The organism is Uliginosibacterium paludis, assembly GCF_039631355.1.
Lineage (GTDB): Bacteria > Pseudomonadota > Gammaproteobacteria > Burkholderiales > Rhodocyclaceae > Uliginosibacterium > Uliginosibacterium paludis.
The window spans coordinates 526,755-538,838 of sequence record NZ_JBDIVF010000002.1 but is presented as its reverse complement, the minus strand read 5'-3'; the positions used below and the strand labels follow the sequence as shown (position 1 = coordinate 538,838).

The following is a 12,084-nucleotide window of genomic DNA, read 5'->3' as shown; positions in this document are numbered from 1 at the left end:
CTCGCCCGCGAGCCTTTCCAGACCCCGTCCGGCATTCGCCCGGCGGGGTTTTTCATGTCTGGCAGAGCGCTCAGGGCTGGGCGGGGAAAATCAGCCGGCGGGTGTCAAAACCCAGTGCCGCCGCGCGATCGAGCAGCCGCTGGCGCGTCGCCTCGTCGATCTTCGGCGTGCGCGAGAGCAGCCAGAGATAGGACACGTCCGGCCCGCTGACGAGCGCGTAGCGGTAATCCGGATCGAGCTCGAAGATGCCGTAGGCGCCATAGAAAGGCCCGAAGAAGCTCACCTTGAGGTGGCCCACATCCGGCGCCCCCACCGGATAGGCACGGCCCTCCGCCTCCTTCCAGCGCGCGTTGGCCGTGTCATAACCGCGATTGAGCACGCGCACGCCACCATCTTCGCGCAGGCTGTACTCGGCGCTGACGCGGTCGAGCCCGCGCTCGAAGCCGTGATCCAGCCGGGCCACTTCATACCAGGTGCCGAGATAGCGCGACAGCTCGAAGCCGCGCACCGGCTGGACCTGCGGCGGCAGGCTGGTGCAGCCCGCCAGCCACATGGCGGCGAGCAGGGTTCCGATCAGATGCTTCATGCGATGCTCCTTGCGGCCAGGGGCCGGCGTGAAGATGTGAAAAGGGCCGGCCTCCTGCTGGAAACCGGCCCCTTGAGGGGACAGAACGCCGACTCAGGCCATCGTGAGCGGGTAGATGTCCTTGATGTCCATGATGTTCTTCTTGCTGCCATCCTCGATCTGGATGTCGCCGTGAATGTAGCCGCCCTGCGAACGGAAACCGGGCACGAGCTCGGGGCAGCCGCGTTCGGTCGCAATCAGGGTGAGCAGAGCCAGCGCGTCGGTATCGTCGAAGCGGCAGTAGATGTGCTTGTCGCTCGGCAGGAACATGCCGCGATGGGCGTGTTGCTCCATGATCCGCTCGCCGATGCTCTTCGCCAGCTCGAGATAGGCGGACACACCGGTCGCTCGCGCCACTTCGAGCACGGCGAAAAGCAGGATCGCGTCGGCCTTGCTGGCCGTCAGCCGATCGCCGGGCGCCTTGGGGTCCGCCGGATTCCATTCGCCCAGGCCGAAATTCTTTGCCATCGCGACCACATGCTGCCAGAGCGACTCGCGGCCGGTCATGGCCCAGGCCGTCACGGTGGAGAGGAAGACGATGGTGTTGATCGGCTTGCGCTCGAAGGTCCAGCCCTTGCGGCCATAGAAGCCGCGACGCTGGAAGACCTGACCGGTCAGATCCTTGCCATCGGCAAACATCGGCTTGATCTCGTTGGTCTCCGGCACATAGGCGTAGTGCAGCCAGGCTTCAAGGCCATCGACCGCCCACTTCTTCAGCGTTTCCCCCTTATCGCCGAGCTGGCGGGCGAGCGTGAGCTGGGCGAGCGTGGAATCACCGTAGATGCCCTCGGGGCCGTTCATGGCGTCCGGGTCCATCTTGAACAGCACCCAGGCCTCCTTGGCCACTTCGCCGTATTCCGGGCCGAACTGGCGCTCGGCGCGATCGCCGTAGAAGGAGTAGGTGAATTGCGGATGATTCTCGTCGGTCGGCGCCTCTTCGCGCTTGACCGGACGGTTGAACTGGTAGCAGCCCAGACCGGTTGCCGGGTAACGCGTGCGCACATATTGCCAGGCCATGAATTCGGCCCATTCCAGCGCACGCTCTTCGCCCGGCACCGTCTGGCCCAGCAGGCCGGCGGAATAGATCAGGTCATTGCCGATATTCACGAAGGACAGGCCCTTGGCTTCGCGCAGGATTTCCAGATCGCGGTGCATGGGTTTGTCCCAGAAACCCTTTTCCTGCAGCGGGCGGCCGTAGCTGCCGTGCCGCGTGAGCTCGAGCGTTTCCCAGTTGTCGATGTGGCAGTTCCACTCGGCCTTGATGAGCCGCGCGGTTGCCTGCGGATCAACCTCGAACATCAACTCGTAGAACGGATAGTGATGCTTGATCTCGTGCACCTTGTTCTTGCCCTCGGGGCCCACGGTGTCGAGCGTCTTCAGATCGAGGAAGCAGTGGCCGCCCCAGGTCAGCAGACCCGAGGAATCCGCATGGTCGAAATGCCACTTGATGGCCGCCTTGGCCGCATCCTTGTACCGGCTCTCACCGGTGAGTGCGGACAGCCCCGCCAGGGTGCGAAAGAGGTTTTGCTGCGAAGCGATGTTCGACGGCTCCCAGTCGGTGCCTTCCATGTTCCGCCACTTCACCGGATCACCGGTCAGCGTATTCATCCCGTCAAAGAACAGCGGCGTGCCGTGATAGGGGTCGCGATATCGGTCAAGGATGGTGTCGGCGTACTGACGGATGTATTCAAGCATGGCATTCATGGGCAAAAAATCCTGAAACGGTATTCCGGCGCAATCTCCGGCTCCCGCTAGCTTACGACATGGGCACGATTCACTTGAGCAATTACGCGCAATCTTTCCGATAGCGCAAAAAAAAACGGGCGCCGCAAGGCGCCCGCCGTCAGGAGCCCGCCCGGAGGCAGGCTCTTCTCATGCTCAGTAGTGGTAAGCCGATTCGCCGTGGCTGGTAACGTCCAGACCTTCGCGCTCTTCGTCTTCCGGCACACGCAGGCCGATGAACATATCAACCAGCTTGTAGGCCACCACGGCCACCACGCCCGACCAGACGATGGTCAGCAGCACGGCCTTGGCCTGGATCCAGACCTGGCCAGCGATCGAGTAGTCGGGTGCGACACCGTTGGCCACGTAGTCATAGATGCCGACACCACCCAGCGAGGGCGAAGCGAACACACCGGTCAGCAGCGCGCCGAGGATACCTCCCACGCCGTGGACACCGAACACGTCCAGCGCGTCGTCAGCACCCAGCAGACGCTTGAGGCCATTCACGCCCCACAAGCAGATCACGCCAGCCAGCAGGCCGAGGACCAGCGCACCACCCACGCCGACGAAGCCGGCAGCAGGCGTCACGGCAACCAGACCTGCCACGGCGCCGGATGCAGCACCCAGCATCGAGGGCTTGCCCTTGATCATCCATTCGGCAATCAGCCAGGACATGGTGGCGGCGGCTGTCGCGACCCAGGTATTCACGAAAGCCAGACCAGCGGAACCGTTGGCTTCCAGTGCGGAGCCGGCGTTGAAACCGAACCAGCCCACCCACAGCAGGGAAGCGCCGATCATCGTCATCGTCAGGCTGTGAGGCGCCATGGCTTCCTTGCCGAAACCGATGCGCTTGCCCACCATGAAGGCGCCGACCAGACCGGCCACGGCAGCGTTGATGTGCACCACGGTGCCGCCTGCGAAGTCGAGGCCGCCCCACTGGAAGATCTGACCCGCCGTTGCACCGGCCGCTTCAGCCGCAGCTGCGGTGGTGTAGGCATCCGGACCCGCCCAGTACCAGACCATGTGGCAGACCGGCAGATAGGAGAAGGTGAACCACAAGACGGAGAAGACCAGCACGGCGCTGAACTTCATGCGTTCCGCAAAGGCACCGAGGATCAGGGCCACGGTGATCGCGGCGAAAGCGCCCTGGAAGGCCACGTAGATCAGCTCGCTGACCACGACCCCCTTCGAGAAGGTCGCGGCAGCCGAATCAGGCGTTACACCGGCGAGGAAGAGCTTGCTGAAGCTGCCGATGAAGGCATTGCCCTCGGTGAAAGCCAGCGAGTAGCCATAGACCACCCACAGCACCGTGATCAACGCGAACACCACGAAGACCTGGATCAGCACGGACAGGGCGTTCTTGGTGCGCACCAGGCCGCCGTAGAACAGCGCGAGGCCGGGAATCGACATCATGATGACCAGCGCAGCCGAAATCAGCAGCCAGGCATTGTCACCCTTGTTCGGGGTCGGTGCTGCAGCGGCCGGCGCGGACGCTTCGGCAGCCGGTGCAGCAGTCGCTGCAGCAGCGGGCGCCGGGGCAGGCGCAGCAGCGGAAGCCTCGGTGGCCACCGGGGCGCTGGCAGCCTCTTGGGCTCCTGCAGCGCCGGAAAGCATGACGGAGAAAACCGTCAATGCAATGGCAAGGAATTTCTTCATTTACTTGACTCCCTTGTGGATCAGAGTGCTTCAGCGCCGGTTTCACCGGTGCGGATGCGGATGGCTTGCTGCAGGTCGAACACGAAAATCTTGCCGTCGCCGATCTTGCCGGTGTTGGCGGCCTTCTCGATGGCTTCGATCACCTGATCGAGGAGGGCGTCGTCAATCGCGACTTCGACCTTGACCTTGGGCAGGAAATCGACCACGTACTCGGCGCCACGGTACAGCTCGGTGTGGCCCTTCTGACGGCCGAAACCCTTCACCTCGGTCACGGTGATGCCCTGCACGCCGATCGCGGACAGCGCTTCACGGACTTCGTCGAGCTTGAAGGGCTTGATGATGGCTGATACGAATTTCATGGATTGCTCCTCGATTCAGGAGCGCCGCTTGCGCGACGCGCCCCGGTTTGGAAATCAGAACGACTTGCCGACCGTGAAGACGGCGCGCGGCTTGCTGATGTCGGTATCCACGTAAAACGCGCCGACGGTCAGACCCAGTACTTCCTTGGTGACACCGAGTTTCCAGTCGTTGTAGGAAGTGCCCTTCTCGATGTGCTGGCGGCCGACGTGCGCCGACGCGGTAAAGCCCGCGCCCAGCTCGGCCGAGTAGTTCAGCTCGGGGTAGTAGCTGCCCTTGGAATCCTCGACGCCGAACAGATTGGTCACCGCATGCGAGTACTTGGCGGTCAGGCCCATCCAGGTTGCTGCGGCATAGAGTTCGGTGGTGTCCGCGCTGGTCACGCCATCCACCTTGGCACCGGGATAGATGTACTGCAGCGCGCCCACGTCGAAGGCCACCGGACCGGCGTTGAACTTGTAGCCGCCGTACACGTCCCATTCCATGCTGCTCTTGCCGGAGGCATCCAGCCAGCTGATGTTGCTGGCCCAGGTGCCGGCATAGACGCCGCTGGCGTGGGAATAATCGAAACCGCCCTGGAGCGCGGGCTTGTCGTCGGTCTGGGTCAGACCGCGATACATGTAGTTGTTGGTGAAATTGAAATTGCCGGTGAAGGTATGGGGAGAAGCCGGCGCATCGGCAGCGTGGGTCGGCAGGGTGGCAAACACGGACAGCAGGCTTGCAGCAACGATGGACAGACGCATTTCAGATCGCTCCTTGATTTTTATGGTGATGCCCACAAGGTGGTGCGAGCCCTACTAGCTTGAATCGTGCCAGATGCTTGTAACCCACATGAAATGAAGCGCCTGAGGTGCCCGGGCGAAGGATGCCGGGCGCATCGAGGCACAGATATCGCGCAGGTTTGACGGCTCTGCACCGACACGATGCGTCAAGGTGGTGCATGCGACTCTGAAGGGGTCGGAGAAGCCCAGAAATAAGGAAATACCACTAAACTCAAGCCAAGTCGGGCACACCGCCCGCCAACCTTTGGAGCAGCCTCATGATCGATTCCAGCACCCCCGCCAAGATGTTCGAAGAATTCGGCAACAAGATGAACGAGCTCATGCAGAGCGGGCCGGCCAAAGATTTCGAGAAGAATGCCAAAGCCATGCTCAGCGCCGGATTTTCGAAACTCGACCTCGTCACCCGTGAAGAATTCGAAGTCCAGAAAGCCCTGCTGGAAAACGCCCTGAGTCGCATCGATGCACTCGAAAAGCGCATCGCCGGTCTGGAAGGCAAGCCCGCCCCGACGCTGCCGGAGTGATACCCACGGGCATTGCCGTGTCATGAAGGGAGGGCTTCCCTAGACTCCGCGCATGACACTCGCAATGATCAAAAGCCGTGCCCTCGCCGGCATGGACGCCCCGGAAGTGACCGTCGAAGTGCATCTCGCCGGCGGCCTTCCGTCCATTTCACTGGTCGGTCTGCCGGACACCGAAGTCAAGGAAGCGCGAGACAGGGTGCGAGCCGCCCTGCTGACCTGCCAGTTCGAATTCCCGCAACGTCGTGTCACGGTCAACCTGGCGCCGGCCGACCTGCCCAAGGAATCCGGGCGCTTCGATCTGCCGATCGCCCTGGGCATTCTCGCCGCCTCCGACCAGATCCGGACTGCGGGCCTGGCGGACCATGAAATGGCCGGCGAACTCTCGCTCTCCGGCGAACTGCGTCCGGTTCGCGGCGCGCTCGCGATGGCCTGGCGTGCCGCACAGGCCGGTCGCACACTGATCCTGCCGCACGACAACGCAGCCGAGGCGGCGCTGGTCAAGGGGCTCACCATCCTGCCGGCACGCAACCTGCTGGAAGTGGCCGCCCATTTCAACGGTCAGCGTGCGCTGACGCCCCATCAAGGTGCGGCGCTGGGCAGCCTGCCGGCCTACCCTGACCTGATGGACGTACGCGGGCAACTGCCTGCCCGGCGCCTGCTCGAAGTCGCGGCCTGCGGACTGCACTCCCTGCTGCTCTACGGCCCGCCGGGCACCGGAAAGTCCATGCTGGCCAGCCGCCTGCCCGGGCTGCTGCCACCGCTGACGGAAGTCGAAGCGCTCGAAACCGCAGCCGTCCAGTCCCTCGAGGGTCGCTTCGATCCGGCTCGCTTCCGCAGCCGCCCCTTCCGCAATCCGCATCACTCGGCTTCGGCGCCCGCACTGGTCGGCGGCGGCATGGTGCCGCGGCCCGGCGAGATCAGCCTCTCGCATCATGGCGTGCTTTTCCTGGACGAGCTGCCGGAGTTCGACCGCCGCGTGCTCGAAGCGCTTCGCGAACCGCTCGAAACCGGTCAGATCACCATCTCGCGCGCCACCAGCCGCGCAGAATTTCCGGCCCGCTTCCAGTTCGTGGCAGCGATGAATCCCTGTCCCTGCGGCTATCTGGGCCATCCCTCCCGTCCCTGCCGATGCACGCCCGACCAGGTCGCACGCTATCGCGGCAAGCTCTCGGGGCCGCTGCTCGACCGCATCGATCTCAGCATGGAAATTCCGGCCCCGACGATTGCGGAGCTTCAGGACGCGCCGACGGGTGAAGCCTCGGCCGCCGTGCGTGAGCGCGTGATGGCCGCGCACGCCCGCCAGCATGCACGCCAGGGCAAGGCCAACGCCCATCTTGCTGCCGGCGAGATCGACACCCACTGCCCGCTCGACGACCGTGCGGCCGCGCTGCTGCGCCAGGCGATGGAGCGCATGGGCCTGTCGGCACGGGCGTATCACCGCACCCTGCGAGTGGCGCGCAGCATCGCCGACCTCGCGCAGGAAGAGGTCATCCGGAGCAGCCATGTGGCGGAGGCGGTGCAGTACCGACGCGGACTTCCAACCGGCAAATAAGCCGGAATCGACGAATTCAGCTTGCGTTCGTCGTGTTTCGACGACTTTCTGCGCCGAAAATCACTGACAGCCCTAACAGCGAAGCGCAAGAATGCTGTCGTTAACGCACGCTCCGAGCCCGCCATGTCCGAAGCCCTGTCCTGCATGCCCGCCCCTTCCCGCGCTCTTGCCGATGCGCAGCCCGTCCGGCCGCTCGATGCCGCGGATCGTGCCCGCGCGCAATTCGTCGGCAGCAGCTTTCCGGCCTATCAGGCACGCTGGGAAGCCCTGCGCAGCAAGGGTTTTTCCTGGAACTGGGCAGCCTTCTGCTTCGGGCCGGGCTGGCTTGCCTACCGCAAGATGCCCGTGCCCTGCGCCGCGCTGCTGGGCTTCGTGATGTTCGAGACCTCGCTGGAGCAGATCGCGAGCGTACCGGCCAGCATCACCGCCGCCATCTATCTGCTGATGGCCATCGGTTTCGGCGTTTCAGGCGATCGTCTTTACAGATACCACGTCGACAGCAGCGTGCGGCTCATCACCGGCAGCGGCAGCGCACCGGCGGCCGTCGATGCGGAGCTGATCCACAAGGGCGGCACGAGCCTGTGCCACGCGATGGGTTTCGTGATGCTGCTGGTGGCCGTGCTGGTCGCGATCGTGGTGGTGCTCGCCGAGCCGGCCGCCCTGCCCTGAGCCCGGCAAGGCGCTACACTGGCGCCCCGCCATCCGGTCCATCATGATGTCTCCACGCCATGTGCCCTGTCCCTGCGGCCTGCCGGGCCCCCTTGCAGACTGCTGCGGCCGCTATCATGCCGGCGCCGCCGCACCGACGCCCGAAGCGCTGATGCGCTCGCGTTACAGCGCCTTTGCGCTGGGGCTGGGCGACTATCTGCAAGCCACCTGGCATGCTTCGACACGCCCCGCCACGCTTGATGTGAGCACGCCTCCGCAACCGAAATGGATCGGCCTGAAGGTCGTGGCCAGCGCGCTGCAGGACGAAACCCGCGGCACCGTGCATTTCATTGCCCGCTGCCGGGTGAGCGGACGCGCGGAACGTCTGGAAGAGACCAGCCGCTTCGTGAAGGAAGACGGCCGCTGGTATTACCTCGACGGCGATCTCGCCTGAAGCCTCAGGCGTAACGCGTCGGATCAGCCAGGCCCGCAGCCTGGAAGCCGGCGCGACGCAGCCGGCAGGCTTCGCACAGACCGCAGGCGCGGCCCTCATCATCGGCCTTGTAGCAGGTCACGGTCATGCCGTAATCCACACCCAGCGCAGTACCACGCTGCACGATCTCGGCCTTGGTCAGCTGGATCAGCGGCGCCCGGATCGTCATCTTGAGGCCTTCGACGCCGGTCTTGGTCGCCAGGTTGGCCATGGCTTCGAAAGCCTCGATGAAAGCCGGCCGGCAATCTGGATAACCGGAATAGTCCACCGCATTCACGCCAACAAAGATCGCGTTGGCCTTGAGCACTTCCGCCCAGCCCAGCGCGAGCGACAGCATCACCGTATTGCGGGCCGGCACATAGGTCACCGGAATCACGTTGGCGGCAGACTCGCCGCTGACCGGCACCTCGATGCTGGCATCCGTCAGCGCCGAGCCGCCAAACTGACCCAGGTCGACATGGCCGATGCGATGCTCCTTCGCGCCGAGGGCTGCGGCAACCCGCCCGGCCGCGTTGAGTTCGGCCGCATGACGCTGCCCGTAAGCCACTGACAGGGCATAGGTCTCGAAACCCTCCGAGCGGGCAATGGCAAGACAGGTGGCGGAATCGAGTCCGCCCGAAAGCAGGACGACGGCGCGAGGAGAGCTCATGGGGAACACCCGGAAAAGACTGGAAACGGGCGCGATTATCCTCCGCTTGCGCCGCCCCCCGCTAGCCGGAACGAGCGATACTCAGTTTTCGCGATTGCGCATCCAGTCCGCCAGCCCCACGACGCGCTCCCAGAACGCATCGCGCTGAGGCCCGGCCGGCAGGACTTCCTCGAATGCCATCTGCATGCACATCAGCCAGGCATCGCGCTCGGCTTCGCCAATCGAAAACGGCATGTGGCGGGCTCGCATGCGCGGATGACCATACTTCGATTCGAACAGCGGCGGTCCGCCAAGCCAGCCGGTGAAGTACTCGAAGAGCTTCTGCCGCGCGCTGTCGAGGCTCTCCTGGTGAATCTTGCGGATCACCCAGGCCTCCGGCAGCGTGTCCATGTGGTCGTAGAAGCGGTCGACCAGGCGCCGGATCACCGGCTCGCCGCCGAAAGCTTCGTAAGGTGTCTGTTCTTCACTCATTGTGCGGTCCCACCACGATTCCCGATTCGGTCACGATCCAGTCCAGCGGACGGTCATGCGCGAGCGGAAACACGTCCTCGACACGCGCCAGATCGAAGCCGACGCCGATCGTGCGCGGCGCCGGATCCAGCGCAGCCAGGGTGCGATCAAAGAAACCGCCGCCATAGCCGATCCGGTAGCCCTTCGGATCGAAGCCATTGACCGGAACGATCAAGAGATCCGGCGCAACGAAACCGGTGTCGATCGGCGCCGGGATGCCGAAGCGGTCGGGCGCGGTCGGCACGCCGGGTCGCCAGCTCCGGAAACGCAGCGGCCCCTCCCCTTCGGGAAGCACCGGCAGGCCGAGGGAACGATCCCTGCCCTGCGCCCTCCACAGACTGAGGTACTCACGCAGGTCGGGCTCTCCGCGGTAAGGCCAGCAGAAGCCCACGCACCGCGGCGCCAGGCGATCGAGCAGTTCGCCGAGATGCGGCAGGATCTCCGCCTGCAACTGCAGACGCAGAACGGGCGAGAGGGTTTCACGCTGTGCAATGAGCTCGGAGCGTAACGTTTTGCGATCGGGCCGGGGAAGGGTCACGTGCTATGCTGGTTTGCTGGAATCTGAAGGGATCTTACGTCATGAGATGTGGCTTGTGGGCCGGCGTGCTGCTGCTGGTCGGGGTGGTTGGAAGTGTTGCCGCAGCCCCCGGCGACGACCGCATCCTCCTCGCGCGTGACGCGGCCAGCAAGGGTGACGTCGCCACACTCGCCAGCCTGGCGGCCACGCCGTCGAACCATGTGCTCGAACCCTATGTCCAGTACTGGTTGCTCAGCGCCCGTATCGCACGCCTGACCGAAGCCGTCGACGGCCAGCAGGTCGGCAGTTTCCTCTCGGCCAATACCGGCAGCATGCTGGCCGACCGGCTGCGCGGCGAATGGGTCCGCCGCCTCGGCTACGAGAAGCGCTGGGCGGAATTCGATGCGCAATACGGCTTGTTGCAGCAGGCGGATCTCGCCACCCAGTGCTACGCCATCCAGGGCGGTGGCACCTACGCGGCCGAAGCCAATCGCGCGCTCGCGGCACAGTGGCTCACCCTCAACGACGTGCCCGCAAGCTGCGAACTGCCCCTGCAGAACCTCGCGCTGAGCGGCCAGATCAGTACCGAAAACCTCTGGCAACGCTTCCGCCGTCTGGTCGAGAACAAGCGCTTCGCAGCCGCGCGGAACGTGCTCTCCTGGATCGGCAACGGACAGGTCCCGGCGGCGTTCAACACCGCCCTGAACTCTCCCGAGCGCTATCTCGCCAGCGCACGCGCCAGCACCAGCCGGATGGATCGCGAGCTGATCCTGGCCGCGGTCGCGCGAGCGGCCCGGAATGACGCCCGCACGGCCGCAAGCCGCTGGCGCGGCATCGAAGGCAACAGTTTCAGCAGCGAGGAAAGAGCCTATGCCTGGGGGCAGCTCGGCTGGCTGGGCGGACTCTCGCGCCTGCCGGAAGCCGCCGCCTGGTACAAGCTCGCCCGCGGGACCGACATGAGCGCGGAACAGCGTGCCTGGAACATCCGCGCCCATCTGCGCATCAGCGACTGGGCCGGCGTGCGTCAAGCCATCGAGGAACTGCCGGCCGACCAGCGCGACACCCCCGACTGGGCCTACTGGCTCGGCCGCGCCCTGCAGGCTCAGGGCCAGACCGACGCTGCACGCCAGCAGTTCCTGCGCTATGCCGACACGCCGACCTTCTACGGCATCCTGTCAACCGAAGCACTCGGTCGTGCCTATGCCTGGCCTGCAGCGGCGGCGCCCGCCAGCAACGAAGAGCTGACAATGGTCCGCACCCTGCCGGATTTCCGTCGCGCGGCCGCGCTCTACCAGCTCGACCTGCGCACCGAGGGCATGCGCGAATGGAACTGGGGCCTGCGGGGCGGCAGCGACCGCTACCTGCTCGCCGCGGCCGAACATGCGCGCGAACTGGGTCTCTACGATCGTGCGATCAGCTCGGCCGAGCGCACGCGCAACGAACATGACTTCAGCCTGCGCTATCTGGCGCCCTACTACGACGTTTTCGCGCGCAACGCGGAAGCCCAGCAGCTGGATCTGGCCTGGGTCTACGGTCTGGTCCGGCAGGAGAGCCGCTTCCAGTCGGTCGCCCGCTCCGGCGTGGGCGCCCAGGGCCTCATGCAGGTCATGCCTGCCACCGGAAAATGGATCGCCGGCAAGCAGGGCTGGTCGGACTACCACCCTGGCTGGCTGACCGGCATTGACACCAACGTCAGGCTCGGCAGTGCCTATCTGCGCCATGTGCTGGACAGCCTCAGCAACCATCGCGTGCTCGCCACCGCCGCCTACAATGCCGGCCCCGGCCGTGCCCGACGCTGGCGCGATGCCAGACCGCTGGAAGGCGCGATCTACACTGAGACCATTCCCTTCACCGAAACGCGGGATTACGTGAAGAAAGTCATGGCCAATGCCGAGCTCTACGCGACATTATTCGACAAGCGCCCGGTCTCGCTCGGCAGCCGCCTTGGCACCGTGCCCGCCGCAGTGCAGGATGCTGCTTCAAACGTCGACGAGCCCTGACTCGCCATTCGTCTGTCATTTCCGGCTCACAACGGCGGAGGACGGACAAAGC

General features: G+C 64.9%; 13 protein-coding genes. 5 read left to right on the top strand and 8 right to left on the bottom strand.

The genetic code is table 11. The annotated features are described in order from the left end of the window. Nucleotides 1-70: 70 nt before the first annotated feature. The 5 genes from ABDB87_RS07555 to ABDB87_RS07535 all read right to left on the bottom strand — a co-directional run bounded on the left by ABDB87_RS07555 (nt 71) and on the right by ABDB87_RS07535 (nt 5,103). Nucleotides 71-586 (bottom strand): lipocalin family protein, encoded by a 516-nt coding sequence (locus tag ABDB87_RS07555; protein ID WP_345925595.1) that lies wholly within the window; start codon nt 584-586, stop codon nt 71-73. Between the two features lie 93 nt (nt 587-679). Then, a complete protein-coding gene (locus ABDB87_RS07550) occupies nt 680-2,329 on the bottom strand; it encodes a hypothetical protein (RefSeq protein WP_345925593.1) in 1,650 nt (549 codons plus the stop codon). A gap of 174 nt (nt 2,330-2,503) precedes the next feature. Then, nucleotides 2,504-4,003 carry an ammonium transporter gene (gene amt / locus ABDB87_RS07545; RefSeq protein ID WP_345925591.1) on the bottom strand — a complete coding sequence of 500 codons (1,500 nt, stop codon included), beginning with the start codon at nt 4,001-4,003 and terminating at the stop codon, nt 2,504-2,506. 20 nt (nt 4,004-4,023) lie between these two features. Then, nucleotides 4,024-4,362 carry a P-II family nitrogen regulator gene (gene glnK, locus ABDB87_RS07540; protein WP_345925589.1) on the bottom strand — a complete coding sequence of 113 codons (339 nt, stop codon included), beginning with the start codon at nt 4,360-4,362 and terminating at the stop codon, nt 4,024-4,026. Between the two features lie 54 nt (nt 4,363-4,416). Next, nucleotides 4,417-5,103 (bottom strand): TorF family putative porin, encoded by a 687-nt coding sequence (locus tag ABDB87_RS07535; RefSeq protein ID WP_345925587.1) that lies wholly within the window; start codon nt 5,101-5,103, stop codon nt 4,417-4,419. A 296-nt stretch (nt 5,104-5,399) separates the two neighbouring features. On the opposite strand from ABDB87_RS07535, the gene ABDB87_RS07530 reads away from it, so the two are divergent. The 4 genes from ABDB87_RS07530 to ABDB87_RS07515 all read left to right on the top strand — a co-directional run bounded on the left by ABDB87_RS07530 (nt 5,400) and on the right by ABDB87_RS07515 (nt 8,317). Further along, nucleotides 5,400-5,663, top strand: coding sequence for an accessory factor UbiK family protein (locus tag ABDB87_RS07530; protein ID WP_345925585.1), 264 nt, complete (start codon nt 5,400-5,402; stop codon nt 5,661-5,663). 52 nt (nt 5,664-5,715) lie between these two features. Then, a complete protein-coding gene (locus tag ABDB87_RS07525; RefSeq protein ID WP_345925583.1) occupies nt 5,716-7,215 on the top strand; it encodes a YifB family Mg chelatase-like AAA ATPase in 1,500 nt (499 codons plus the stop codon). Between the two features lie 123 nt (nt 7,216-7,338). After that, on the top strand, nt 7,339-7,884 hold the full coding sequence (locus tag ABDB87_RS07520) for a DUF2628 domain-containing protein (RefSeq protein ID WP_345925581.1): 546 nt from the start codon (nt 7,339-7,341) through the stop codon (nt 7,882-7,884). 43 nt (nt 7,885-7,927) lie between these two features. After that, nucleotides 7,928-8,317 carry a YchJ family protein gene (locus ABDB87_RS07515; protein WP_345925580.1) on the top strand — a complete coding sequence of 130 codons (390 nt, stop codon included), beginning with the start codon at nt 7,928-7,930 and terminating at the stop codon, nt 8,315-8,317. A 4-nt stretch (nt 8,318-8,321) separates the two neighbouring features. On the opposite strand, the gene queC is transcribed toward ABDB87_RS07515, so the two are convergent. From queC to ABDB87_RS07500, 3 genes are all read right to left on the bottom strand, one after another. Beyond that, nucleotides 8,322-9,005, bottom strand: a complete 684-nt coding sequence (gene queC / locus ABDB87_RS07510) for a 7-cyano-7-deazaguanine synthase QueC (protein ID WP_345925579.1) — start codon at nt 9,003-9,005, stop codon at nt 8,322-8,324. An 81-nt stretch (nt 9,006-9,086) separates the two neighbouring features. Further along, complete coding sequence (locus ABDB87_RS07505) at nt 9,087-9,476, bottom strand: group II truncated hemoglobin (protein ID WP_345925578.1); 390 nt, start codon at nt 9,474-9,476, stop codon at nt 9,087-9,089. Further along, complete coding sequence (locus ABDB87_RS07500) at nt 9,469-10,053, bottom strand: 5-formyltetrahydrofolate cyclo-ligase (protein ID WP_345925577.1); 585 nt, start codon at nt 10,051-10,053, stop codon at nt 9,469-9,471. Before ABDB87_RS07500 ends, ABDB87_RS07505 begins: the two co-directional genes overlap by 8 nt. Before the next feature lie 41 nt (nt 10,054-10,094). Here ABDB87_RS07500 and ABDB87_RS07495 point away from each other — a divergent pair, with 41 nt between their 5' ends. Continuing rightward, nucleotides 10,095-12,032 carry a lytic transglycosylase domain-containing protein gene (locus tag ABDB87_RS07495; protein WP_345925575.1) on the top strand — a complete coding sequence of 646 codons (1,938 nt, stop codon included), beginning with the start codon at nt 10,095-10,097 and terminating at the stop codon, nt 12,030-12,032. The last annotated feature ends 52 nt before the right edge of the window (nt 12,033-12,084 follow it).